Origin of the sequence: Leptospira levettii (genome assembly GCF_002812085.1) — a bacterium.
GTDB lineage: Bacteria > Spirochaetota > Leptospiria > Leptospirales > Leptospiraceae > Leptospira_A > Leptospira_A levettii.
This window is the reverse complement of sequence record NZ_NPDM01000002.1, coordinates 1-25,570: the sequence shown is the minus strand read 5'-3', so window position 1 is coordinate 25,570 and position 25,570 is coordinate 1. Positions and strand designations below refer to the sequence as shown.

General features: G+C 34.7%; 23 protein-coding genes. 17 read left to right on the top strand and 6 right to left on the bottom strand.

Annotation, left to right across the window (positions count from 1 at the left end; all coding sequences use genetic code 11):
- Positions 1-22 precede the first annotated feature (22 nt).
- Complete coding sequence (locus tag CH354_RS07750) at positions 23-1,114, top strand: NAD(P)-binding protein (protein WP_243396012.1); 1,092 nt, start codon at positions 23-25, stop codon at positions 1,112-1,114.
- Here the strand turns inward: CH354_RS07750 and CH354_RS07745 are convergent.
- Positions 1,109-1,546, bottom strand: coding sequence for a DUF1499 domain-containing protein (locus CH354_RS07745; protein WP_100728005.1), 438 nt, complete (start codon positions 1,544-1,546; stop codon positions 1,109-1,111). The two genes, CH354_RS07750 and CH354_RS07745, sit on opposite strands and share 6 nt — an antisense overlap.
- A gap of 70 nt (positions 1,547-1,616) precedes the next feature.
- Between CH354_RS07745 and CH354_RS07740 the strand changes: the two genes are divergently transcribed.
- Positions 1,617-2,501 carry an alpha/beta hydrolase gene (locus CH354_RS07740; RefSeq protein WP_100728004.1) on the top strand — a complete coding sequence of 295 codons (885 nt, stop codon included), beginning with the start codon at positions 1,617-1,619 and terminating at the stop codon, positions 2,499-2,501.
- Between the two features lie 1,213 nt (positions 2,502-3,714).
- Here CH354_RS07740 and CH354_RS07730 read toward each other — a convergent pair.
- Positions 3,715-3,981 carry a hypothetical protein gene (locus CH354_RS07730; protein WP_100728847.1) on the bottom strand — a complete coding sequence of 89 codons (267 nt, stop codon included), beginning with the start codon at positions 3,979-3,981 and terminating at the stop codon, positions 3,715-3,717.
- 288 nt (positions 3,982-4,269) lie between these two features.
- On the opposite strand from CH354_RS07730, the gene CH354_RS07725 reads away from it, so the two are divergent.
- From CH354_RS07725 to CH354_RS07675, 10 genes are all read left to right on the top strand, one after another.
- Positions 4,270-4,710, top strand: coding sequence for a hypothetical protein (locus CH354_RS07725; RefSeq protein ID WP_243396011.1), 441 nt, complete (start codon positions 4,270-4,272; stop codon positions 4,708-4,710).
- A 374-nt stretch (positions 4,711-5,084) separates the two neighbouring features.
- Complete coding sequence (locus CH354_RS18450) at positions 5,085-5,708, top strand: hypothetical protein (protein WP_243396010.1); 624 nt, start codon at positions 5,085-5,087, stop codon at positions 5,706-5,708.
- Positions 5,709-6,287: 579 nt separating this feature from the next.
- Positions 6,288-7,328 carry a hypothetical protein gene (locus CH354_RS18445; protein WP_243396009.1) on the top strand — a complete coding sequence of 347 codons (1,041 nt, stop codon included), beginning with the start codon at positions 6,288-6,290 and terminating at the stop codon, positions 7,326-7,328.
- Positions 7,329-7,703: 375 nt separating this feature from the next.
- Positions 7,704-8,177: a hypothetical protein gene (locus CH354_RS07705; protein WP_100766383.1), complete on the top strand. Its 474-nt coding sequence runs from the start codon at positions 7,704-7,706 to the stop codon at positions 8,175-8,177.
- A gap of 204 nt (positions 8,178-8,381) precedes the next feature.
- Positions 8,382-9,059, top strand: coding sequence for a hypothetical protein (locus CH354_RS07700; RefSeq protein ID WP_100766382.1), 678 nt, complete (start codon positions 8,382-8,384; stop codon positions 9,057-9,059).
- A gap of 952 nt (positions 9,060-10,011) precedes the next feature.
- On the top strand, positions 10,012-10,536 hold the full coding sequence (locus CH354_RS07695; protein WP_100766381.1) for a hypothetical protein: 525 nt from the start codon (positions 10,012-10,014) through the stop codon (positions 10,534-10,536).
- Positions 10,537-10,624: 88 nt separating this feature from the next.
- Complete coding sequence (locus tag CH354_RS07690) at positions 10,625-11,050, top strand: hypothetical protein (protein ID WP_125226279.1); 426 nt, start codon at positions 10,625-10,627, stop codon at positions 11,048-11,050.
- Positions 11,051-11,113: 63 nt separating this feature from the next.
- Positions 11,114-12,211 carry a hypothetical protein gene (locus tag CH354_RS07685; RefSeq protein ID WP_100766379.1) on the top strand — a complete coding sequence of 366 codons (1,098 nt, stop codon included), beginning with the start codon at positions 11,114-11,116 and terminating at the stop codon, positions 12,209-12,211.
- 70 nt (positions 12,212-12,281) lie between these two features.
- Positions 12,282-13,079 (top strand): hypothetical protein, encoded by a 798-nt coding sequence (locus CH354_RS07680; protein WP_125226278.1) that lies wholly within the window; start codon positions 12,282-12,284, stop codon positions 13,077-13,079.
- Positions 13,080-13,107: 28 nt separating this feature from the next.
- Positions 13,108-13,560, top strand: a complete 453-nt coding sequence (locus CH354_RS07675) for a hypothetical protein (protein WP_100766377.1) — start codon at positions 13,108-13,110, stop codon at positions 13,558-13,560.
- 481 nt (positions 13,561-14,041) lie between these two features.
- On the opposite strand, the gene CH354_RS07670 is transcribed toward CH354_RS07675, so the two are convergent.
- The 3 genes from CH354_RS07670 to CH354_RS07660 form a co-directional block, all read right to left on the bottom strand.
- Positions 14,042-15,205 carry a WG repeat-containing protein gene (locus CH354_RS07670; RefSeq protein ID WP_100766376.1) on the bottom strand — a complete coding sequence of 388 codons (1,164 nt, stop codon included), beginning with the start codon at positions 15,203-15,205 and terminating at the stop codon, positions 14,042-14,044.
- 146 nt (positions 15,206-15,351) lie between these two features.
- A complete protein-coding gene (locus tag CH354_RS18280) occupies positions 15,352-16,170 on the bottom strand; it encodes a hypothetical protein (protein WP_125226277.1) in 819 nt (272 codons plus the stop codon).
- Positions 16,171-16,182: 12 nt separating this feature from the next.
- On the bottom strand, positions 16,183-16,902 hold the full coding sequence (locus CH354_RS07660) for a DUF7424 family protein (RefSeq protein WP_100766374.1): 720 nt from the start codon (positions 16,900-16,902) through the stop codon (positions 16,183-16,185).
- 279 nt (positions 16,903-17,181) lie between these two features.
- Between CH354_RS07660 and CH354_RS07655 the strand changes: the two genes are divergently transcribed.
- The 5 genes from CH354_RS07655 (at position 17,182) to CH354_RS07635 (ending at position 24,753) form a co-directional block, all read left to right on the top strand.
- Positions 17,182-19,572, top strand: a complete 2,391-nt coding sequence (locus CH354_RS07655) for a type I restriction-modification system subunit M (protein WP_100766373.1) — start codon at positions 17,182-17,184, stop codon at positions 19,570-19,572.
- Positions 19,569-20,867: a restriction endonuclease subunit S gene (locus CH354_RS07650; RefSeq protein ID WP_100766372.1), complete on the top strand. Its 1,299-nt coding sequence runs from the start codon at positions 19,569-19,571 to the stop codon at positions 20,865-20,867. Before CH354_RS07655 ends, CH354_RS07650 begins: the two co-directional genes overlap by 4 nt.
- Before the next feature lie 133 nt (positions 20,868-21,000).
- The gene (locus CH354_RS07645; protein ID WP_243396046.1) at positions 21,001-23,046 is read left to right on the top strand and encodes an ATP-binding protein; all 2,046 of its coding nucleotides are present in this window, start codon (positions 21,001-21,003) and stop codon (positions 23,044-23,046) included.
- A 43-nt stretch (positions 23,047-23,089) separates the two neighbouring features.
- Positions 23,090-23,890, top strand: a complete 801-nt coding sequence (locus tag CH354_RS07640; RefSeq protein WP_100766370.1) for a hypothetical protein — start codon at positions 23,090-23,092, stop codon at positions 23,888-23,890.
- Positions 23,887-24,753 (top strand): GIY-YIG nuclease family protein, encoded by an 867-nt coding sequence (locus CH354_RS07635; protein ID WP_100766369.1) that lies wholly within the window; start codon positions 23,887-23,889, stop codon positions 24,751-24,753. The genes CH354_RS07640 and CH354_RS07635 overlap by 4 nt, the downstream gene beginning before the upstream one ends.
- 45 nt (positions 24,754-24,798) lie before the next feature.
- Here the strand turns inward: CH354_RS07635 and CH354_RS18335 are convergent.
- Positions 24,799-25,570: hypothetical protein (locus tag CH354_RS18335; RefSeq protein WP_165780936.1), on the bottom strand; the 772-nt coding region annotated here is incomplete at its 5' end.

Genomic DNA, 25,570 nt, shown 5'->3' with positions numbered 1-25,570 from the left:
ATCAAACGTGAACGAATTTGATTTGAAATCATCTGAAACACCCATCGTTGTTGGTTCAGGAATCACTGGTGCATCCATCATGATGATGAAACCAGAAGTTCGCTTATTTGACAAAGCAAGAAATCCTGGCGGAAGGGTAACGACAAAAGAATTACAAGATTTTGGAATCCGTTTTGATATTGGAGCAACGATGTTCCGAGACCAAATGGAAGTCAATTGGTTAGGAAAAACATCTTCCTACAATTTATTTGAGATCTGGAATGCGAACCTTGTCTCGGTAGAAACAAAACCAATTTATGACAATCACCACCATTATCCAGTTTATGGAATGGAATCAATCGTGAAGGGAATGTTAAGACACCACCCGTCTTCCCAAAGTATGACCTTAAAATCCATCAACCAAGGGCAAAACAATGGATGGAATTGCGATTTTTATTCCAATACAAACAAACGAATGGAACAAGTTGCCTCAAAGGAAGTGATCCTCACACTCCCGATCCCTCAAATCCTTGAAATCTTCAAACATTCTGAAACAAATGTCCACTTAGAAAAATGGATTCAGTTTTTAGAAACTTATAATGACTACCGTAAAACCCTTGTCAGTTTATTTCTTTGGAAAAATTGGAAACCAAACTTGGAATCCTTCGGACTCAGCCAAAATTCCCAATTCCCTTTGAATACCATTTTAGAAAGAGGCGAAGATTGGGAATACCAAAGTTGGGAATCTATCAAATACCCAATTCAAAATGAAACAGGATCCACTTTACTCGTACAATTTTCATCCATGTTTTCCGAATCACATTTTGAGTATTGGATGGATCCAGAAAAAAAACCAACTCCCTTCTATGAAGAAATGTTAACATCTACCTTAAAGGAAAAATGGCAGGCACCCAATCCCGATGAAATTTGGAACCACCGTTGGAGGTATGCACAAGCGCAAATGCCCCTCCTTGGTCGTGAAGGTGCTTTGCAACTTGATTCAGAGGAATTCTTGGAATGGAAATCTCTGTGTAAAGAAACTGGCATAATGGTGTTAGGTGATTGGTTATTTGGATCCAAAATTGAAAGGATAATCGGCGGAGTATATTTTCTTATCCATAATGGAATCTTATGAATCTTCTTTGCTTAAGATTTCACGAAAGACATTCACCCTCCTTCGGTTAGCAAAAATATCCCAAAGACCTAGGATTGATTGGGACCTGACCTGTGCTTCTTTTTTGTCGCTTGGAAAGTATACTTCCACGCGGTCGGGGAACCGAAACACTTTGGTAAAAAAGATGATCCGAATGTATTCCCCTTCTTTTTCCTCACTGATATAAATATTTTCCGACTCATGAAAATATTTGGAAATTCGTTTGTATGCCTCTTCTCTTGAAGTTGAATACATAATGGGATCCACTTTGTGGACAAAATTGTATTTCATACTTTGCGACGAAACACAGTTAGGTGAAGGTGGGCAACCACGAAGTTCACCATCGTCTACACCGGAAAAAGGACTGAGAACACTCATACAACAAATGAAAAATACACCTAAAGCTGCTTCCATACTTCCATCTCTTAAAGTTCCCCTTTTTTTTACTTGCAGATTTTCATTTTCTTTGTAATTTCCTTATCTCATGAAACGGACCTTCAAACTCATCTCGGTTATTTTGTTTTTTAGTCTCATCCTACTCTTCGGCATCGCTTTTTATTTCTCAGGCATGGTATTATACCCAAAGGTTCGTTGTAACCCAGACCATCATGTTTATTGTGAGGGACCCAAGGAACTGGGACTGGATTATGAAGAAGTAAACATCACTACCGAAGACAAATTGAACCTTGTTAGTTACTGGATCCCCACCAAACAACCGAAAGGTACAATCCTTATGGTGCATGGGCATGGTGGCCAAAGGAATGAAGGACTCCGTTTTTCCAAGAGTCTACACCAAGCAGGTTACAATCTATTACTTCTAAGCCTACGCAGAAACCATGGTGGGTTTGCAACGATGGGTGGCCTCGAACAAAAAGATGTAGATGCTGCACTCGAGTTCCTAAAGGCTAAAGGAGAAACGAGAATTGGGATCTTTGGATTTTCCATGGGATCTGCGACAAGTATCATTGCGATGGCAAACCACAAAGAAATCAAAGCGGGTCTTTTTAGCAGCGGGTATGCGAGTGCAATGGATGTTCTCATTGAATCCGCCAAACGTGATTTTGGAATTCCTTATTATCCCCTTATCCCAGTTGTGAAATTGGTTTTAGACTACCGAAGTGGAATTGATATGAATTCTGTTAGACCAATTGATTCAATCGCTAGTATCTATCCTAGACCCATTGCCATTTTTCATTGTAAGATGGATGAATATGTAGATTACCACCATGCACTGGACTTGTATGCAAAAGCCAAAGAACCAAAACGTCTATGGGCACCTGAATGCAATCGCCACGAACGGATATGGAATTTTGATCCTAAAGAAGCTGAAAAAAGGACTATTGCGTTTTTTACTGAGTCTTTGAAGTAAGGAAGAGGATATGGCACAAGGACTGCAAATCCAGTCATTACCACGATATTATTTATGATTAAAACTTTCTACAGCGTACGTTAGTTTGTAGGACTAATCACAAATTGAATCGATTCGAATAATACTTCGACAAGTAAGGACTAATGGTAATTTCTCTGAATCTTTAGCCGAATTTGCCAGAAATAGGCAGGCTTGCAGTTTCTTTTTTTGTTCCGAGCAGTCACCATTGTTCGTTGAAACTGAAACAGAACAATTTACAATCAAAAATAAAACGATGATTACCTTTCTCCCCATAAAATCTTCCTATTCCATTCTTATATGATATCTGTAACCAATGATTCTGTTAGTTGCACTTTTACTTCGCACCATTGGAATCTCGATAATAAATCATACAACTATCTTTTTTCCAAAATCCAACTTTAAAGTTCACAAAATCAATGCCTATCAATATCTGATTTGCTAGATTCAGGTATTGATATAGCAAAAAATGAATTTGAATCAATGGGCAACTTGTCCTAAATCAAATGAAATTTGACTCTATAAGACTTTGGTATTTTTCCGAATATGAATCAGCATGCCTTCGATTTTAAACATGTGCATGATATTGATCAAATTCCAAAAATTTAATTTCTGATTCGTGGAATTCTTAGAGAATTCACGTTACCAAAAAGAATCATCTAATTCAAATTATCTAATTTTCTTTAATTGGATGAAATTCAAACATCTCCCAAAGTAAAGAATCCTAAAAAAGTCGTGAACACTCAGCTTTTATACTAGGCTGAGTCAGTTGTGTTATACTCATATTCATTTAGAGTAAACAAATATAGATCCACATGGTATATGAAAGGATTTGCTTCGACTTATCTCTCAAACTGTTTGATGAGAAGATGATGAGTCACTCACTCACACCGTGGACATTATCGGAGGAATGGCTTTCTATAAAACTATCCTATTGAATAAATATTTAAAAGTCTAAAAAATTTCGATCTGATAATTAAGAAGGCATACAACAGAAATCAATATGAAAGACAAATTGTTTTAAAAATACCCCACGATGGAATACAAAAAAAATCAAATTTTAAACCAATAGTAACCGGTAGAATTTGCAATGCGAATCTTATATCGAACAATCCATCTGATTCCTGTTAAAAACTACAAATTCGACCGTAAGTAAAAAACCAATTTATTATATAGTCATAAAATCATCTGCTGATTAAAAAATATCTACGATATCCCAATTTCTTTTTTTCTTACATTGCTTATTTTGTTCATTGCCAAGCAAGCACGCAAGTAAAATGGCTCCTTCTGCATTCCTTTTTATTTCTTCATTTTTTTCCACACTTGAAGCTTTCCATAATGCATCGCAGACTCCGCCCCAATCTGTTTCTGACCGAAATTCGAAACACTTATCTCTGCTGGATTCACAACTAATGAATAAAAGAAAGAATAAGAAAATTCTAAAAATTTTTTTCAATTTCATTTGATTAGAGTATCCATTGATCTATGTAAATTTCAAATCATATTCAAGAAATAGAATTCCTTTAGCAACAAGGTAATATGCAACTTCCTTAAAAAATGATATTTTCACGAATTTTTTCACCAACAAACAACTGTTTTGAAATTAAACTCTGCTGTCATTAGAGAATTTCGTTTTTTGTTCTCAATAAGATCCACTTGGAAACGCATTCGTAATTCTTATGGATCACCTTCAGAGTAAGCTGCAAACAAAAAAGGAACCCTTGTCCATACGGTAGGAATCAATGGATGGATGACCTTTTACAAAAGTATACCTCTGAATAACCAACACTACCTTGAGAAAGACTTAGATGAGAAGATTCCAAAAAACGTAACCCTCTTCACTGACGAAGGATACAACTTCTTTTGGGATCGGCCGAATCATAGATCCGTAAATCACAGTAAGAAATCAAATGATGCGAGATACAACTTGAGTCGTGAGAGATGGGTTACTAAAGAGGGAGTTTCCTCAAATGGAGCTGAAGCTCGGAATAATCTATTGAAGCTAAGTTTCCGCAGTTATGGTTTCTTAAGTTGTAAGTCGGGACAACTGGCTTTGGATGAGATTAGTTTTCTTGGGAACGTAAGGTTTGTTCCAGAACTTAAGAATCTTCTGAGTTTTGGGGATTCTAGAAATGTGAGCTTCGGTGATACCCACTGCTCGAAGGGGACGTATCACCCAACCACACCCTAAACCCACAAAAATCATCTTCCCCCAAACTCAAGGCCGAACCTAAGAATGCTATAGGCCGTAAGTTAACTCATAACACAAGTAACCACTCCTCCTCCGATCCTACCTCTGGTTCAGACAAGTTAACTAGAAGGCCGTATTTACTCTCTAATAAAGATCTCTCAAAGTTCTTCACCTTAAAGACTCTAACTCTTCTCAATACTATCTATCCTAAGTCCTGTAACTGCTCCTCTCCAAACCTAGTATATCTCAAAGTAAACAAACGGCCTACTGTAGCAAAATGTAGTAACTGCCATAAACAAGTCTCCATAACAGCCAATACACCCTTCCAAGGATACAAGTCTAACCTAGCCTACATCTCATTCATAATATGGGATATGATTAATCAATATCCAAAGGTAATGACTTCAAAAGAAATTTCTCGTAAGTTAAACTTATCTTATAAGACATCTTATTATCTTAAGAAGAAAATCCAAGTAATCTTCTCACAGCTTAACGAGACTCTTAAAAAGGAGTTATACAAAGAGCTAGAAAACCCTGTAGAATCAGATAAAAAGCCTATTGCAGTAGCTGACTCAGTAGTTCTTTATTCTTCCTCCTTAAGAGCTAATAAGCATAGGTCTAGAAGATACAAGGGAGGTTCAGCTTCTATTTACTTGAGTAACTCAATTGGAGGGGAACAGAAAGGAACTCTAGTTCACACTGTAGGGATTAATGGAGGGATGACTTTCTACAAGAGTATACCACTAAACAATAGTCATTATCTTGAGAAAGACTTAGAAGAGAAGATTCCAAAGAATGTGACCCGTATACAGATGAAGGTTATACTTTTATATGGGATCGGCCTAACCACAAGATGGTTAATCACTCACTTAAGAGTAAAGACCCTCGCTACAATATGTCTAGAGAGAGATGGTGTACTAAGGAGGGAGTTTCTAGTAATGGAGCCGAAGCTCGTAACAATATCCTTAAGCAGTCCTTCAGGAGTTATGGGTATGTAAGTCCAAAGTGGTCACAGCTATATCTAAACGAGATTAGTTTCCTTGGGAATGTAAGATTTTCTAGTGAATTAAGGAATCTTCTGAGTTTGGGGGAAGATGATTTTTGTGGGTTAGACATACCTACTGCTCGAAGGGCTCCTATCACCTAAGCCCACACTAAAGCACAAACATAACTCCCCATATCCATACTCACCCTTTCTCCCTAAGTTCTCTATACACACATATACCAAACCAAATCACAACCTATCTCTCCTAGAGAATGAACACATTAGAAAAGAATACACCCTAAGAACCCTTAACATCCTCTCCACAATCTACCCAAAACACTGTTACTGCCCTAATTCACACAAGGAACCTAAGCTAAACTTCCTCAAAGTCAAAGGAAGAGAATCTATCGCTAGATGTGGACATTGCCATAAACAAATAAGCCTCACTGCCAATACTCCTTTCCAAAACATCAAGTTACCTCTAGCCTATCTTTCCTACATCATCCAAGACCAAATCTTACAATATCCTAAGGTAATGACATCGAGAGAAATAAGTAGAAAGCTCAGTATTCCCTACAAGACAGCCTTCTATTTGAAGAAACGCATCCAGGTGATGTATACCCAACTGAATGAAACTCTTAAAGCCCAGTTATACAAGGAACTAGAGGAAAAGACAAAAGACTTCAGACTGCCAAAGGAAGGAGACCTCAAAAAAGCCCTGAAAAATCAGCCTGTAGCAGTCGCTGACTCAGTGGTGTTGTATTCTAGTTCCTTAAGAGCAAACAAACATAGATCCAGACGATACAAGGGTGGAACAGCTTCTATATATCTTTCTAATAGCTTAGGAGGAGAACAGAAAGGGACATTAGTTCATACCGTAGGAATCAATGGAGGCATGACCTTCTACAAAAGTATACCTCTGAATAACCAACATTACTTAGAGAAGGATCTGAATGAGAAGATACCTAAGACAGTCACTCTCTTCACTGATGAAGGATACAACTTCTTATGGGATAGACCAAACCATAGATCAGTGAATCACAGTAAGAAATCCAATGATGCGAGATACAACTTGAGCCGTGAAAGATGGTGTACTAAGGAGGGTGTTAGTAGTAATGGAGCTGAAGCAAGGAATAACATCCTTAAGCAGTCGTTCAGAAGTTATGGGTTCTTAAGTTGTAAATGGGGACAACTGGCACTGGATGAGATCAGTTTCATTGGGAATGTAAGATTTGTTCCTGAACTTAAGAATCTACTGAGTTTGGGGGATTCTAGAAATGTGGGCTTTGGTGATTACCACTATTCACGTCCATTAGAACAGAATCGACCTCTTTACCACGTATATACTCCCCTGACAGTCCAGGAACGAGGGAGATTAAGACATCACAAATTAATTAATCAATATAAAGAACAAGACATCGCAAAGTACAACAAATCATATCGATCAGCAATCTTGCATAATGACTACTACTGGAAGAATTTTTATCAAAAAGATCGAATGAAAAACGAGATAGAATACAACAGAAGAGCATATCAAATATATTCGAATTTAGAACTTGGGAAATGGAATGATACTGATTCTATTGCAAATTCACTTAATCTTAGTAAACGAGAGATATTATTTATCTTATGAAAATGGAAGGAGTATAACATAGCCGAAATCACAGAAAGAAAGGATCGATATCGAAAATAAATCAAATTTAGAATCAAAAATGTAAAACTATTTTATCTCATATATTCAAACTTTACGGAGGCAGAAAAATAATGGAAAAATTCAAACTAAAAGCAGGACATATCCGAAGCCTTTTAAACCAGCAAAACTTCAAATGCTACATTTCGGGTATTGAGTTAACCTACGAAAACGTAGAAATAGAACACATCCAGCCCCTAACTAAAGGTGGAAAACACGAGCTAGAAAACCTATGCTTAATCGAAAAGTCACTCAGGGAACTCAAAAGACTTAAAACTAGAGAAGAGATTCTTGAACTTTGTAAGGTGATTATTCAGAATGAATTACAACTATCAAATCATTAAAGCTATAATTGTTAATCTAGAGAACAGAGTAACTACCTTTGAATTGGATAATCTTTTCCAATCCCCTAATTCTTGGCAAAAATCTGTATATAGATTGTGTAGAAAGAACATTGAGAAGATTGAAAGGGAGAGAATGTCTTATGATAAATTTAAGATTAAGAATAAAACCTACTTCAATGAATCAGAAAGAGGGAAATGGAACAGGAAAATCAGTACTTTGACAGCATCCAACTTGGATTCAATGAAAGAGGATACAAAGGATATGATTCAAAAAATAATAGTAAAACTTGAAAGAAGGAGATTGGATAAACCCAAATTAGATCTTCAGCCTATATCCCCCTCACGATTAGCGGAAAACTTCAATCGTCGAAAATGGAATCTAAAAGCTGAAAATTGGGATATCCCAATCCAACATATTGTAAAGAAAACAAACTGGAGGGAACTTTAAATATATTAAGGAAACATATTCATACAATTTTATCAAAATTACTAAAAAAGAAATTAAGAATCAAAACCCGAATCAAACAACAACCCATTAAACTACTTAACCAGAATTACTTAGATTCTAAGACGAAATAACAACTAACACATTAAAATATATTGACGGAGATTATTCCGAAAATGAACATAAAAACAAAGTATAAGTAATTTTATGACACCTGAAACGACTGAAAAGAAATCAAACCTCATTGAAGATGTAATCAAATCCAGACTAAATCACCCTTTTATCGGAACACTATTCACTTCATTTATAATAACAAATTACGATATTTTATTAATCTTGTTTACAAAGCTCAATTCTAACGAGGTAAATCTTGCACTTTTAAATTTCAAAACTTCTTTGAATCAAGATTCTTTCAGATTGAACGTCCCAATTATCTCAACTCTAACAATTCCATTCATTATTGAACCTTTTGCAAATATGATTCATCAAAAAATCCTAGCCGTTACTAGAAGATGGACGATGAATTGGATAGAGCGAGAAGAAATAAAGGTAATTATCGATGACTACAACAGGCTCAAAAACATAATCCAAGTAAAAGATAACGCATATAAAGAACAAATCAATAAACTAACAAATAATTTAGGAGCTATCTTAAATTATATCTACAAACTCAACACAAAACATTTTCCATCACCAACTGCAAACAATTGCTATTTATTTAAATCTAAACAGATTTTCAATCCAAATGAGTTAGTAAGCTATTCATTAGAAGAAAAAGTCATTTATCCATATACAGATGATTTATATTTTGCTGGCAAAATAATGGCTAAAATAAACGAAAACCTCTACTTAGTTTACCTTGACTATCATTTGAATGAAGAATGAGAAGAGGTTAACAAAGCAAAACTTCCGTTCAGCACAGTTTATTATAGTTATGCTAAAAAGAAATTTGTTGCAAATTTAGGAGACGAAACCCTAGATCAAAAGAGAATATTGACTGCAACTAAATCAGGTGATAGATATTATCCCAACATTAAACATCACCTTAGCCAAGATTTTCCGAATCAATATTTGGAAAATTTACAGAACTATCTCGACACCTCAAACATGAAACCAGAACCCAGTAGAAATCATTTAATAAAAGATTTATTCTTATATTTTAAAAAGAAATTAAAAATATAACAAAATAGATAAATCTCAAAAACACTGAATAAATCCCGACTCGGATTCACATAATATGTATAATGTCACCTTTATGTCCCCTAGTTTCCACTTGACTTTTTAAGAATATTATTTATAAACCACGACTAACTTGCTTCAATAACTCAGCATACCATATCCTTTCCGAGCCTTGAGCCTGACATATAAGATATGATTCTGATTTCCGAAAGTAACCTCTGAGCGCACTAAGAACTAACATCATTTTTCACTCATCTAAATCAGAACTGAGTTAGAAAAAAATTCCACTAATCATTTTTTTTCGTTTGACAAAAGTTCCACGATCGTGATATTATACCCGCCCCCTTTATCGATATTAAAAACTGGAGTGGCAAGGAGAATTCGCTTATGAGTTATGAAATTTCAGAAAGTTCAAGTACTATCAAATGAAGCTACCTTCACTATTATGAGGACATCTTCATCAAATATTTTGATAGATGATTATCGAAGTAAAAAGGAGGTAATTTAACCTTACCCCCTTCTGAAGTATTCACTTCGATAGAATATCATTAAATCAAAAGAATTCGAAAATTCTGTAAACAGGATATAGCGATAGCTATGTCTTCTTACTAAATCAACAGGCTAATGCCAAATCTATGAATTGCAAGGAGCAATAAATATGATAAAAGAAAACTCAAAAATCAATCAGGGAACATACCATGACTTTACTGAATTGGTTAACAAACATAGAGATAAACTTACATTAACTATTAGTTCAGATAAAAGGCTATTACTAGTTGTTAATAATGAACTTGGACTAGCTCGTAGACTTGGAGACGAATACGCTGGTCTAAAACCTTTAATTTTAGGTCAAATTCATAATGGAAGCTACTTTCAAATGAAAATGCCTAGATTGAGGGACACAAAAGCATTTATTCTCGATCCGAATGACTTTGAAAGCACAGTTAAACAAAACATCAACGGATATTTCGGCAGGATGTATAGTCCTGAAAGAATTCATCCTGTCATCGTTTTTAAAGGAAGAGCAGATCTAAAGATTAGGTGGGATCGATTACATCTGCTTGATGGAACTGTTTTAGGATTAATTTCTGAAAAAGAATATTTCCAAGTGACCGATCAAAGAGTAGAAGAAATCGAAAATTGGTCATTCTCAGTTTATGAATTAACCAAAACACAAGTGTAATCGAATTTGGGAGGTAGTTTTAATCTCAAAAAAGCATACCTCCTAATCAATTTACTTAATTCAAAATTAAACTAAAGGAGACAATTCCATGAAACAACAAATAACTACTCTACAATATCAAACTTATATTCGCATTAAAAAGCTATTGAGCAATTACGATGAAATTAATTTCTCAAAAAGAATGATCTATATTGAGGATAAACCGTTTAAGGAACTCGAAGAACTTATGACAAAAATCGAGAATGAAAATTCGTTAGTAAGTAAAACTAAAAAATTTATACAGAATTTCTTTAAAGAATGGCACAAACTTCATTTTGAATTGAATAAAGCAAATCAATACAGAATTGAAGAAGAACAATCACAATATAATTCAAATTCTGGATTTGAGTTCAGTTCCATTTGCCATTTGTATGAATTCTCTTGTAGGATATTTAGATCCAAATTACAAGATTATATAAACTACATCGAAAATAAGTTTAAACTTCCTGAACAAACCGCAGAAATCCAAGAATAACTATTTCGATGAAAAAACAGTTTGTTTCTATTAATTTTATCTTTTTCCAAAGGAGGATATCGAATGAAAAATGTTGATCAAATGAATTTCATTGAAAAGAAATATAGTCATGAACTTCTGCTTTGTAATAAAAAAGAAGAATTTAGAATCAAACATAATGAAATTAATCAATTTTGTCGAACAGGCGAATATAATCCTGAACTAGGGGAATGGAATAATAGTCTTGAGTGGATTCAAATTAAACTATTCAAAATCTATCTAGAAAAATTCAAACTTACTCCGAGAGAAGATTTCACAAAATATGTTTTTCAAATCCTAAAGCCATTTTTCAAAAACAAGTTATGGGAGAATTATTTACATAGGTATATACTAAACAATGGGAAGGTTGGAATTAATACACTAAGTTTGGAAGCGTTTTCATATTTAAAAAATCAGTTAAAAAATAAAACTGAATTAGACTTAAAAATATTCCTCTTCTTCTTTAAAAGTCACTACCCTCTCACAGATATTGTTGTTAGTAATCTGGAAGCATTTCTAAAAGTCTTCAAAAGGAATTTACCTAAATTCAAAGTCAAAAACCGAACATCTTTACTTTTACACTATCTTCGAGAGTATAAAGACGAAGATTATTTGGCTCCAAAATTAGAATCTTTTGAAAACAATAAATACTATTACTATCTTTTTTTGCGTTTCAGAATTCAAGAATGTCTTCGAGAGTCAGAAAATCAGCTAAGAGAGAAATTGGGATATAAACGGATTGGCGAAGGATATGTCCAGGAACACACTTTATACAAGGAACTAACTAAAGTAGTCGATCCAAGCAAAATAAAAAGGCGGTTTCGACCGAAATGGTTAGGTGGACTGGAACTCGATTTCTATTTTGAACACGAAGACAAAAAGATCGGAATTGAGTATCAAGGTGCTCAACATGTAAAACCTATCAAACATTTTGGAGGGAAAAAAGCGTTCAAGAGACAGATTTCACGGGATAAACGAAAACTTAATACTTGTTATTCCAACGGGGTAAAATTAATTTATTGCTATTTTGATGATTCTATAGAGAAATTTGTGAAAAATTTGTCCTACCAACATGGTATATTTGGTATGAAAAATTCGCATGACAGTTTGAATCATAGAAAAATCAAGGAGCACCCATGCTAGAAATCATCGATTACCCATATTTTCTCCAAATCAATGGAAATTCTTATGAACCAATTTTAAGTAGGAAAAAATGGAAATTCAATTGTGCCAAATTTGTCATTCAAAAGTAGATTATAGTGAAAGATATCCAAATTCAGTCTGTAATCAATGTGCTAGCAAAGTCAAATCGAAGAATAATCTGCAACTTAGCTTTTACAACACTCATCTCAATGGAGGTTTTCAGGCTGAATATACTGAGTCAAAGGAGCCTTTTGAAGAAGCACATATCTGTTATATTGATGACATCAAATGTTGGGCAGATGAGTCTCATATGGATGGTATTGTAATTGAAACATATTTACCGAATATCTGCTATAACAAACAAAACATAAAAGATAATCTCGATAGAATCAAAATCAACTTAGGACAAACCAAAGGTCTAATGGATTCATTGATCTCAAAATCAACTTTCGACTACTTTTACGCTCTTAAGTTTGAAAAAATTGGTAGCAATTCTTTCAATCCAGACCCTTCGAATTTAATAGAACAAATAAATCAAACCTTCTCCAATATTACGACTTTTTTGGGATTAGAATATCTAATGGACAAACACGGAGAACAAATATTTTACTTAAATCTAGAGTTTACTAAAGGATATGATATTCTATCAAAAGATGGAATGATCGCTTGTGAAACATTTAGTGCAGTGAATCTCAAAAATAACGATAAACTAAAAAGCGATATTGAAAAATTAAGTAAAAGTCCTCAGCCATTAAAATACGTATTCTATTATTCACATGATCACTCTACACGAGAAGAGAAAGTTGTCGATTCAGTTAATGTAATCCAGTTTTCGAAAGACGATTTGATTCGTGTATTAAGCGATTGAATACAATACACTAAGGTTACAATCCACAATGAAATCCAATAACCAAGCAATGTTTTTTCAAACGACCAAAACTCTAGCGGAATTGATCGATGGTTTGTCTTGGATTTCCACTGCCGAGGGACTCAGAGATTTTGAATTAAAAGACTTACGTCCCATCTTTCAAAAATTTGAATCTCTAATTCAAATGGCACATGGATTGCTTGTGATTGATCCTACTCTCACCTCCATGGGAGTCCATCAAAACAAGGTAATCAACCTGAATGGAGTCGATATGGGAGAAAGGGTGAAGCAATCCTTATCACAACTCCAAAACTCTATGCAAGATTGTATTGCCATCCTATCAGAGCTGGAGTCTCAAAATTTGATCGCTTTCATGGAGGAGAATCTTTTCAACAGATTTCAGACGCAATATAAAGAAATCCACAAAGTATCTAAAGAATTGTGGATTCTTTTTGATTCGTATGAGGTGATTGTGATCTAATATCACCTAATTTCAAAAGTTCTAAAAACAATTCATCAATCGTTCTAATTCGATCAAGATTTGTTGGGGAGCTTTTTTCTTTCTGTAAATTTTGACCAACTCGCCATAATACCAAAGCGATACTTTACTAGAATCATAATTTACATTCCAATGAATGAAAATAAAAAATAAAAGTTTAAACTAAATCAATATATTTACTCAACTCTCAATGATTTAAAATGAATTTTTATTATTTCTTATTAATACAAAACAACAGGTCATTCAATGTTTTCGAATATATACTTAAAATATAAACTATATATAATATCATAGACAATCATAAGAAATATTAACCAAATGATTCGAAGGCTCTATTCATTTCGATCTGATCGTTTAACACTATTTTCTTTAACTTTATTTACTTTCGAAATAGAAGCTTTAAAACTAGATAATCAAAGTTTCCAAGAAACACTACTTCTCTAGGAAAAAATTTAAAACTATTTTAAATACAATTCAAAATTTTAGCAAAGCCCCATTTGTCTTTCATTTTCACCTTAATCAAACCACCCTTAAATCCAAGTACATCATCAAAGATAGGTTCAATAACTACCCTTCCAGATGTATTTATAAAGCCCCATTTATAATTAATTTTAACAGCAGCTAGTCCATCCTCGAAACGTTTTACGTTTTCAAATTGTTCTTTTATCACTATTTTTCCAACCTTATTTATATATCCCCACTTTTTATTTAATCTTACTGGAGCTAAAGCTTCTGTGAAACTTTCCGAATCCTCAAAAGTAGGTTTAATAGCAATTTTTCCAGACGTATCTATATAACCATACCTTCCGTTTACCTCAATCTTAGCGAGTCCATCCTGAAAATATAAACTTGAACTAAACTGTGGTTTTACAATAAATTTTCCTGTAGTATCTATAGCACCCCATTCATAGTCTAACTTCACGGACGCTAATCCATTATAGAAATCAAAAACAAAATCAAACTGAGGTTCTACTACTATTCTACCAGATGTATCTATAAAACCCCACTTATTGTTCATTTCAATTCTAGCAAGACCTTCTTTAAAACCATACGTATTATCGAATTGAGGCTTTATGACAACTTTTCCAGTTTTATCAACAAAACCCCATTTACCATTAATTTCTACGCCAACTAAACCTTCACTAAAAACAAATGCTTTATCGAACTGCGGTTCAATAACTATTTTCCCAGCCTTATTTATAAAACCCCATTTATTCTTTTCTTTGATTGCTGCCAGATCATCCCAAAAGGAATTATTCAACCCAAACTGAGGCTCTATAACAACTTTTCCCGTTCTTTCTATATAGCCCCATTTATCGTTTAATCTAACTGGCGCTAATCCTCCGACAAAGCCGTTTGCATCTTCAAATTGTGGGTCAATAACTACTTTTCCAGATTCATCAACAAAGCCAGATTTTCCGTTTAATTTTACTCTTAATAAGCCTTCGGAGAATTCACTAACCGAATCATATTTAAAAATAATTTCGGTAGAGCCAGCTGTTAAACGCCTAATATTTATTCCATCTTCCAAAATATAATCAGTTTCAAACTTTAACGGACATTTTGTCTCGGCTTGGATATATAGAGGCAAGGAAATCATCAATAAAAAACAGACCAATACTCTCATTCAAGGACACCTCGTAATCGAGCAATAGTCTAATGCCATCAAACACCTGCAATACTAAAATTCAATAAAGATTAGAAAATCTGACTTTTTTGATAATTAATTCTCAAATTTTTCATATATTCTAAGGAAATCAGCTTCAGTCTAGTTCACTCCTCTTCCCCATCATTGCTATCATCAATCTCTTGTTGTTTCTTTCGTTCCGCTTCCCTCTTGGCTTCCTCTTTTTCATATTCTTCTTGCCTTTTTCTTTCCAATTCTTGTTCTTTCTTTCGCTCTTCCTCTTCTTTTTTTCTGGCTATTTCTTTTTCTTTTATGTTTTTATCGATGGATTCTTTGGCTAAACTTGTATCTACCTTTTCCGTTTTTGATAAAGTTAAAATAGATCCTGCAATTACATAACGCATTGGGAAATCAACGAGAACACCATTTCCTGCGGGAATTACATCGAGAGATATGCTTTGATTAGAATCAAATATACGTATCACGGCAGATTTTGGTTTCCAATCAGAAGGGAAATACATCTTATAAGAAAACATTCCAAGAATGCCCTCTGCCATTCGATCATCTTCTCCCTTTTTTGCATTTTCCAAATTCTTCTTATCAGTAGAAAATACGAAGATCAGTTGTCCGTTTTTATCAATAATTGGCGGTTGGTAGATTTCCTGAGTTAAACTCGATATATTAGATTTCAACTTTGAAACTGGTATTGAATACGAAATATCCATACCTTGGTAATTGTCATTTGAGATTACCTTCGATTGAATCTTGACACCTGGGTAATCTTTCAAAGACAAAGTTTTATCTCTCGGAACAAAGTTTTGTTTTTCTTCTTTGATATAGATTTTTAATCGCATGAAACTTGTAAGCACATTGTCCTTTCCAATTTCAATGGTTTGGAAAATATCCAAACAGCCTGTTGAAGTGAACCAGAGAAGACCTAAAATTATTAATTTCATTTGTTTCATTTCATTGTTTTCCTATTTGCTTTTTGTTTGTGTATCTAGATTGTCTTTACTTTGGAAAGAAACAACGGTGTCGTTTCCGTTCTCCAAGATGGATTCTACAAAGATTGTAGAGAGTTTCACTGTGACTTCGGAATCTTTTGGAAAGTTGGTTGTGCCCCTGAATGGTTTTGGTGTGCCATTGAGATAACAACTGCGACAGTTCATCGACATATCTTGGTTTGTATTGTTGGAAAGGTAAATCTGGATAGATAAGTCTTTCGGCTCTAATTTTGCCCAAAATTCTCTTTGGGTGAATGCGGAAATGGATTGGAAACTGTTATTATTGAGGTGGAGGGATAGTTTTAGTTCTTTGTCTTTTTCGAAGGCAGAAAAACTAACAAGATGGATGTCATCCGCTAGAAGACTTTCATCGTTGACCAGTTTTACTTTCCCTTCAATTTCCAGATAGGTTTTCATTTTGTCACTGTCGTTGGTGCAGACTCCTTCTTTCGGTTCAATGAGGTAGTCATTTACATAGTCTGTGATTTTCACTTTGTCACGTTCACAACTTTCGGTACCACTTACTTCCAGTTTGATGGTAGCAGGAAACAAAATTCCCTTTTTCTCTTTAGAACGGATGAGTTTTTGGATTTCTTCCAAGGATAGTGAGATATAACTCTCAAAATTACAACTGAGGAAGAAGAAGGTAGTCATAAAAAGAATTGAAACTGGTTTTTTGGTAAATGCTAACATTGGTTTTCCTATTTGAATTGAATTCTCTTATCTTAAAGGGCTTTTATATGCAAGGATTCGAATTTTAGGATGTTTCCTACTATTTGTCAATTCCCATTGATAACGTATACAGAACTTGCAATCTGTGTATCTTCTTTAAGTATCACAAAAGCTGGATTTTATTGCATAAAATTGTGATATTTAAATTAAAATATTAGTCCCAGCCTTGTTTGTCCTACCCCTCGTTTACCATGAAACAATTGCAGAATTTTTGGAAATATAAGACTCTGACGATAAACTATGGCAATCAAAAAATCGGAATTATACTCATCTCTTTGGAAATCTTGCGACGAACTTCGTGGTGGGATGGATGCATCACAATACAAGGATTATGTTCTTGTGATGCTGTTTATCAAATACATCTCGGATAAATATGCAGGACAGGCTTTCTCTCCCATTACGGTTCCTAAGGGTAGCTCTTTTCAAGATATGATCAACCTTAAAGGAAAGCCAAGTATTGGTGACGATATCAATAAGAAGATACTGGGACCCCTCGGTGAGGCGAACAAAATCTCTGATTTTCCTGATTTTAACGATGTAAATAAATTGGGCAGTGGAAAAGAGATGGTGGTAAAGTTGACAAAGCTTATTGCTATTTTTGAAAATCCTGCTCTCGACTTTTCGGGTAATATAGCTGAAGGTGATGATATTTTAGGTGATGCATATGAGTTTCTCATGAGGCATTTTGCTACCGAAAGTGGTAAGAGTAAGGGTCAGTTTTATACACCTGCGGAAGTGAGTAGGATTATGGCAAAAATCATCCATGTGTCCTCTGCTGATAAATCTAGCAAAACTGCTTATGACCCCACATGCGGATCGGGTTCGCTCCTACTCAAAGTGTCTGCTGAGGCAGGTAAAATCACTCTCTATGGGCAGGAGATGGACGTGGCAACGTCTTCACTTGCCAGAATGAACATGATCCTCCATGACAATCCTACAGCAGAGATCAAACAAGGGAACACACTTGCCAATCCTTTATATGTAACAGACAAAGGGGAACTCAAACAATTTGATTTCTTTGTCGCCAATCCACCGTTTTCCTTTAAGGCATGGAGCAATGGTCTTGATCCCTTAAACGACCGTTATGGGAGATTTCAGGATTTTGGAATTCCCCCTCAGAAGAATGGAGACTTTGCCTTTTTACTCCATGCCATTCGGAGTTTGAAAAGCAATGGTAAGGGTGCGATCATTCTCCCCCATGGTGTTTTGTTTCGGGGGAATGCAGAAGCCGAGATTCGTAAAAAACTGATCCAAAAGGGTTATATCGAAGGGATCATTGGACTTCCTGCCAACTTGTTTTATGGAACTGGGATTCCTGCTTGTATCCTTGTGATCAACAAAGAAGATGCTGAGTCGAGAAAAGACCTCTTCATTGTCGATGCGTCCAAGGGATTTGAAAAAGACGGAAATAAAAATCGACTTCGGGAACAAGACATTCATAAGATTGTAGATGTCTTTACCAATCGCATCGAAATTCCAAAATACAGCCGTAAGGTGAGTCTGAAAGAGATTGCTGAGAAAGAATACAATCTAAATATCCCTCGTTATATTGATAGCAGTGAACCTGAAGACATCCAAAACATAGAAGCCCATTTGCAAGGTGGGATTCCTGAAATGGATGTGGATGCCCTATCTCCTTTTTGGGAAGTCTATAAAGGTCTAAAAGAGACCTTATTTGTTCCCCATGCAAGAAAAGGATTTTATAACCTGAAATGCAGTAAGGAAGAGATCAAAACAAAAATCTACGAACACCCTGAGTTTGTCAAATTTGGAAACCAAATTGAAACTACCTTTACCAAGTGGAAGAAGGAACAGGAAAGTCTTTGTCATTCCATTGGAAAGAATACGAAACCAAAAGAGTTTATCCATTCCTTTAGTGAAAGTCTACTTTCTGCTTTTTCCAAAACACCTCTTGTCGATGCATATGATATCTACCAACACCTAATGACGTATTGGTTGGATACCATGCAAGACGATGTGTATCTCCTCGTGGATGAGGGATGGAAGGTTGGCAAGGAAACAGAATCCCTTGGCAAGTCCAAAGAGTTTGAAGGGAAACTGATTCCTAAATCAATTCTCTTAGATGTTTATTTTGGAAAGGAAAAAGAGGCAATCGAAACTTGGGAGTCGGAACGAGATAGTCTCTCTTTGCAATTGGAAGAACTGGCAGAAGAACACGGTGGCGATGAAGGACTCCTTTCTGAGGCAAAAACAGACAAAGACACGATTACACCTAAGTTAGTGCAGGCTCGTTTGAAACAAATCCAATCGGACAAAGAAGCCAAGGAAGAAATCGAACTCCTGAACCAATATCTATCAGTGGCAAACCAAGTCTCTGATCTAAATTCTAAAGTCAAACAAGGTCAAGCTGATTTGCAAACGAAGCTTCAAGAGCGTTACCAAAGCCTAAAAGAAACCGAAATCAAATCCCTTGTGGTAGATTCTAAGTGGTTTGCCAAACTCTCGGAAGATGTCCACTCCGAACGAAATCGCATTAGCCAGAACTTAACCAAACGAATCAAAGAACTTGCGGAACGGTATGAACAACCCTTGCAGGATTTGGAGAAAACAACAAAAGACCTAGAAGCGAAGGTGAAAAATCATCTAACAAAGATGGGGTTTGGGATATGAAGGGGAAGTTTAAAGAATCCGAAGTTGGTTTGATTCCCGAAGATTGGGAACTGAAGACAATAGATAAGTTAATATCTGAAGGTTTAATAATAGAACACCTCGATGGAAATCATGGAGAGCTATATCCGAGAAGTCAAGAATTTGTAAGCGAAGGAGTCCCATTTGTCGGTGCAACAGATTTCGAAGGCAATAGAATCAATTTTAATGAATGTAAAAAATTAACTCCAGAAAGGGTTGGAAAATTCAGAAAGGGTTTTCTAAGAAATAATGATATATTATTTGCCCACAATGCTACAGTTGGTCCAGTTGCATTGTTCAATCATCCAAGCAACTATGGTGTTTGTAGTACTACGGTTACATGCTTCAGAATAAATAATTCTAAATTACGATACAAATACTTTTTTTATAACTTAAAATCTACTTATTTCATAAACCAATACAAACCTGTTATGTATCAATCAACGAGAATGCAGGTTCCAATCCTAACTCAAAGAAAGTTTTACATCCCCCTTCCCCCCACTCTTGATGAACAAGAAGCCATTGCCACTGTGCTATCCGACACCGATGCTTGGCTCGAATCCCTCGAAGCCCAAATTGAAAAGAAAAAACTCATCAAACAAGGAACCATGCAAGAGCTGTTAACGGGGAAACGCCGTCTGCCTGGATTTGGTGAAGGGAAAGGATGGAAAGACAGTGAGGTGGGACTGATTCCAGAGGATTGGGAAGTGAAACGTTTGGGGGATGTGGCTATTATGTATTCAGGCGGGACACCAAACACGTCAAATCCAAATTACTACAATGGACATATTAATTGGATCACATCCAGTGATTTGAATAAATATCATATAAAAGACGTAGAAGGAAGAATATCTAATTTAGGTTATGAAAACTCAGCCTGTAAAATGGTTACACCTGGAACAGTTTTAGTCGCTTTATATGGGGCTACTGCTGGAGTTACCGCAATCTCATTTATCACTTCAGCCATTAATCAAGCGGTTCTTGCAATTTTAATTAAGAATAAGAGTTCAAAATTCTTATTTTATAAACTTACTCTAATGAAAAGATATATTTTATCTACATTCTTGCAAGGTGGACAGGGTAATCTAAGTAGCGAAATATACAAAGATTTAGATTGTAGCTTTCCTGAAAACCTACTAGAACAAGAAGCCATTGCGAATGTTTTGTCCGAAATGGATGAAGAAATTGAGGTATTGGAACAGAAGGTGGAGAAAGCGAAGGGAATCAAACAGGGATTGATGCAGGTGCTACTAACTGGGAAGATACGGTTGGTGTGAGGGGGTATGGGGAAACTATGATAAGATCGAGAGTTAAACTTCAATAAAACTTATGCACAGTTCAAGAAAAAACGACTTTAATTTCATTACCAGAATTATAATCCTATTTTCGTATCTAATAATATCTCTTTTGGTGCAATACTACCTAACTGGTATATTCGGCATATCAGGCAACGGAGAAAATATTTGGATTATAAGCTTATTAGGTTTACAAACCTACCGACTACTATCTGCTCCCTTTTTCTCAAAAGCAGTCGATGCTATTAGCCTTGGAATAACTGGATTCGTTTCCTCAGCGACGTTAGACCTAAATTCAAGTTACAATAATTTTCCATCTTTAATCTTTTTAATTCATATCTGTACGATTTTAAGCATAATTTTATTTTTTACAGGCATTTACAATGCATATTCATTAAAAAACGAAGGATTTACGAAATCTAAATCGATCACCAATAGATTGATTTACTTTTTATCTAAACCTGAATTAATATTTTCGCCACTTGCTTTATATAGTATTTTTGGATATTATAAATCATCAGAAAACGATACAATTCTCCTCGTTTCATTTTGGATGTTAATAATCTTTTTTCAACCTATTGAAAATTTGATATTGTTCTTAAAATATACATTTAATATTTTCAAAAAAGATAAAGAAGATTTAAAAGTGGTAGGTAAATTATCTCGAATCGATAGCCCAAACATCGTAAGAGTAATTTTATCAGCACCAATCCAATGGAATTCGAAACATGCAAAAAAAACCACTCTCTTGGATTCCAATGCAGGATATATCTTACCTCTATTCTATCAAAACTTTAATGACAAATTAATCGGAACAGGTATATTCTTTTCCGATAATTTTCAGGAGATAGTCGGTGAGATACCTGGGTATGTCTATCACAGCGACAATTTACCATCACCGAATGAAATCATACAAAAATTTATTGGTTCAAACGTAGATGGGACTTTAATCGGGTTCATAATTGAAGATTCTTCGATTCAAGAAATAAAAATCGAAATATCTTCTGATTCCATTCTTGAAGAAGGAATGATCCTTTTTTGTAAAATTAGTGAAAAAATCGTATACTATCAAATTATTGAAGCAAAGACTAAGGAGGAAGTTTTTAAAGAAAATCCATACGGTAGTAGAGTCGCTAAAGCTACACAAATTGGTATAGAAGACAATAGCGGGGAATATACTTGGTTTCCATGGCTTCCCGAAATGAATACACCAGTATTTAAGTTCAACTACACAAAGAAAGCTAAGAAAAATAATTATTTTAGTTTGGGCAACATTCCAGGAACATTTAAACCAGTTAAATTTGATTTCAAATCACTAGCCAAATTTCATACCGCCATATTAGGAATTACTGGAATGGGAAAAACCGAAGTCGTTTTCGATTTAATAAAAGAAGGATTAGATAAAGATACGAAAATAATTTGTTTTGACCTAACTGGTGATTACGCCCAACGATTAAAATCATTTAAACCAAGCAAAATTGGATTAAAGGATGAATTACCTGAAACAACAAGTCAACTATTAGAAGACATTGAAACTGGTGAATATAGTGCCTCCAAAGAAAAAGCAAGATTTAATCAATTCTTTAAAGAGTGCGTATCTATAGTTAATAAAGAAGTTAATCATTTTTTGAAATCGAAAGTTAACTTATCAATTTTTGAATTAAATGATATTTCAAATACTAGAGCAACTCTTCGTATTACTGAATTATATTTATCTGCAATTTTTCAATGGGCTAAGAAAAATCGATCCAAGAATAAACAGATTTTAATAGTATTAGAGGAAGCACATACAATTGCACCAGAATTTAATCTCTATAGAAATGATAGAAGTGATACAGATGCTGTAGTTGGAAGGATATCACAAATTGCTCTACAGGGAAGAAAATACAACGTTGGACTTGTAGTAGTATCACAAAGGACTGCATTGGTAAGCAAAACAATCTTATCTCAATGCAATACGTTTATTACATTTAAAATTATCGACAAGACCAGTTTAGAGTTTCTAAGCCAAGTTTATGGTCAAAATCAAATCAATTTAATACCGAATTTAAGACCATTACATGCTCTAGTATATGGGAAAGGTGTAAAATCTGACAAACCAATCCTTATTTCCATTCCATACGTTGAAAACAAGAAAACTGCTAGCGAACAAATGAAATAAACCTACCCATAAGAGATGCATTAATTCTGGAGATTGAGTTTAAATGGATAATATTTTACAACAAAAGCTAATTGAGACCTACAAACCCTTATACATAGACTTTCGAGACAAACTTTTTCACGAACTTCCCGAATTGACTGACTATCTAGTTGATATCCCATCCATACATATTCCTGGTTTTGGAGCAGAGTATCCAACAGCTAAAAGAAAAATACTTTATTTGGGAATCGATGTACGAGATTGGAAAAGGTTAAGTTTTTTAATAGATGAAGAAGAATTTAACAAAAATATAACTGAACAAATCTTTCAATCTACTACATCATTGAAGAATAATGAAATGATAGGCTGGTTGAAAGAGAACGGGAATACTTCTCCATTTTGGAATCTTATATTTAAGCTTCATCTTGCACTCAAAGGTATGGAATTTGATTTAAGTAAGGAAGATTTTAAACTGCATTTACAGGATTTTGCTTGGGGAAATACCAATGTATTACAGTCGTATAAACATGTAAAAGGAAAGACTTCCCTCAGTAGAAAACTCTATAATAAATTAAAAAAACTCAGTGTATCTTTTGATGATTTGGATGTGATGCATTCAGCTTTTTCTCCAGATGTAATTATAATTTTCAATGGTGAGGCTAAGGTTGAAGCAGATATCGAAAAGTATTTCCAAAAAGATGAAAGTGAGCCTAAAGATAAACGATGGGAGAAATTCCTACACAAAGTCAGTAAAATTCCATTGTATTGGCTCTACCATCCAGCATCTGGTGGACACTTTGGACATCAAGAAGAGACTGTGGATTATTTTAAGAGTCAACTTGGCGTTCAACCAGTAATCTCATGAAACCTTTCCCTAAAAAAATCACCTTATTCCTGATTGATGGTGATGCCAGTGGGAGGATATCTGCGGAATTATCTAATTGGAATGGAATCACGTATAAAATCCCAAGGACTTTGATCAAGGAATCTGTGAATCGAGAGGATTTGTATTCGACTGGTGTATACTTTCTCTTTGGAAAGAATCCAGAAAACGAGGAGAAAGACCTAGTGTATATCGGAGAAGCAGAAAGTATACTCGATCGGTTGAAACAACATCTAGGGACAAAGGAATTTTGGATCGAAGCAGTTTGTGTCTTTAGCAAAAATCTAAACAAAGCACATGTGAAATACTTAGAAAAACGATTATTCGATTTAGCCAAAGAGGCAAATCGTTACGAACTGGAAAATGCTACCATACCTGCCAAAACCAGTATCTCAGAAGCAGACCAAGCGGAGATGGAAGAGTTTTTAGAGAATGTGAAACTAACAGTCCATACCTTGGGTTTCAAACTGTTTGAAAGAATAGATAAACGACAAACGCAAGACATCCCTTCCCAATCCCAAGATTATGCCATATCAACCAAAGGAATCAAAGCGACAGGCTTTCTCACAAGCGAAGGATTTGTCGTAAAACAAGGGAGCCAGGCTTTGTCCGAACTAGCACCCTCTATGGAGAAGTGGGCAAAAGGCTATGTTCGATTAAGAGAAAAACTCATCGCAGAGAACATCCTAAAGAAAGAAGGTGAACATTACGTCTTTACGTCTGACCAACTTTTCTCCTCCCCCTCGGCAGGTGCTGTGATTGTCATGGGCAGAAATGCGAACGGAATGACAGAATGGAAAGATGCGAATGGACAGTCACTTGCTGAAAATGAAGCGATTGAATAGCAATGGATCATAATTGCTGATCCAATGAACCTTACACAAATCTGATTACTTTATATCTGCTATTTTTTGTTCTTCTATTAAATCAATACACTCTTGAAAGAATTCATTCAAAAGCTCCTTTTGTTTGTCTACATTTTCAATCTTATTAAATTTTTCAAATTCGACTAGCTTCAAAGGAAAAATCAACATTCCATCATTACTTTTATCTACTTCACCAATCATTTTTTTTCTAGATACATCAATTTGAGTTAAATGGTTCGTAGAATATCCTTCTTTATCAATAGTAACTGCAATAAATGGTTCTCTCTTTTTTTGATTAATTTCAAAGATAAGTCCGAACCAAATATATTTATTACAATACCACCCGTAGTAACCTTGACGCATATTTGCTCTGTTAGCTAAATTATTTTCTTTTACAAATTTTGAAAAAATTATTTCATCAAGGACATGGCTAAAATCTATTAAACTATTTACTTCCAATAAATTCATTTTTCTTATTTCTCTTATGTTACACACTAATTTTAAATACTCGTTAAATGCAATTAAAGGATAAGGAGCAGACTGAGATTTAATTTTTTTTGAAAATTCTCTCCATGTCTTATATGAGATTTTTTTTAATTCACATTCCTTTTTTTGCTCATATAATAAATTATAATCCGTAATATACCCAAATCGCTTAGCTTTATACTTTTCATTATAATCAAAATGGTGATTCCCATCCCATTTCTTTATTTCCACAATGTATAGAATTTCTCTATTCTTTGATTTAAAAGAAAAATCAACTCTGCTTTGATCATTTGTTTCCTCTCTATATATG

What these genes read in the sequence shown, in the direction of transcription:
- CH354_RS07745 (WP_100728005.1), bottom strand. Translation starts at nt 1,546, where the DNA reads ATGGAAGCAGCTTTAGGTGTATTTTTCATTTGTTGTATGAGTGTTCTC.
- CH354_RS07740 (WP_100728004.1), top strand. Translation starts at nt 1,617, where the DNA reads ATGAAACGGACCTTCAAACTCATCTCGGTTATTTTGTTTTTTAGTCTC.
- CH354_RS07730 (WP_100728847.1), bottom strand. Translation starts at nt 3,981, where the DNA reads ATGAAATTGAAAAAAATTTTTAGAATTTTCTTATTCTTTCTTTTATTC.
- CH354_RS07725 (WP_243396011.1), top strand. Translation starts at nt 4,270, where the DNA reads ATGACCTTTTACAAAAGTATACCTCTGAATAACCAACACTACCTTGAG.
- CH354_RS18450 (WP_243396010.1), top strand. Translation starts at nt 5,085, where the DNA reads ATGATTAATCAATATCCAAAGGTAATGACTTCAAAAGAAATTTCTCGT.
- CH354_RS07705 (WP_100766383.1), top strand. Translation starts at nt 7,704, where the DNA reads ATGAATTACAACTATCAAATCATTAAAGCTATAATTGTTAATCTAGAG.
- CH354_RS07700 (WP_100766382.1), top strand. Translation starts at nt 8,382, where the DNA reads ATGACACCTGAAACGACTGAAAAGAAATCAAACCTCATTGAAGATGTA.
- CH354_RS07695 (WP_100766381.1), top strand. Translation starts at nt 10,012, where the DNA reads ATGATAAAAGAAAACTCAAAAATCAATCAGGGAACATACCATGACTTT.
- CH354_RS07690 (WP_125226279.1), top strand. Translation starts at nt 10,625, where the DNA reads ATGAAACAACAAATAACTACTCTACAATATCAAACTTATATTCGCATT.
- CH354_RS07685 (WP_100766379.1), top strand. Translation starts at nt 11,114, where the DNA reads ATGAAAAATGTTGATCAAATGAATTTCATTGAAAAGAAATATAGTCAT.
- CH354_RS07680 (WP_125226278.1), top strand. Translation starts at nt 12,282, where the DNA reads ATGGAAATTCAATTGTGCCAAATTTGTCATTCAAAAGTAGATTATAGT.
- CH354_RS07675 (WP_100766377.1), top strand. Translation starts at nt 13,108, where the DNA reads ATGAAATCCAATAACCAAGCAATGTTTTTTCAAACGACCAAAACTCTA.
- CH354_RS07670 (WP_100766376.1), bottom strand. Translation starts at nt 15,205, where the DNA reads ATGAGAGTATTGGTCTGTTTTTTATTGATGATTTCCTTGCCTCTATAT.
- CH354_RS18280 (WP_125226277.1), bottom strand. Translation starts at nt 16,170, where the DNA reads ATGAAACAAATGAAATTAATAATTTTAGGTCTTCTCTGGTTCACTTCA.
- CH354_RS07660 (WP_100766374.1), bottom strand. Translation starts at nt 16,902, where the DNA reads ATGTTAGCATTTACCAAAAAACCAGTTTCAATTCTTTTTATGACTACC.
- CH354_RS07655 (WP_100766373.1), top strand. Translation starts at nt 17,182, where the DNA reads ATGGCAATCAAAAAATCGGAATTATACTCATCTCTTTGGAAATCTTGC.
- CH354_RS07650 (WP_100766372.1), top strand. Translation starts at nt 19,569, where the DNA reads ATGAAGGGGAAGTTTAAAGAATCCGAAGTTGGTTTGATTCCCGAAGAT.
- CH354_RS07640 (WP_100766370.1), top strand. Translation starts at nt 23,090, where the DNA reads ATGGATAATATTTTACAACAAAAGCTAATTGAGACCTACAAACCCTTA.
- CH354_RS07635 (WP_100766369.1), top strand. Translation starts at nt 23,887, where the DNA reads ATGAAACCTTTCCCTAAAAAAATCACCTTATTCCTGATTGATGGTGAT.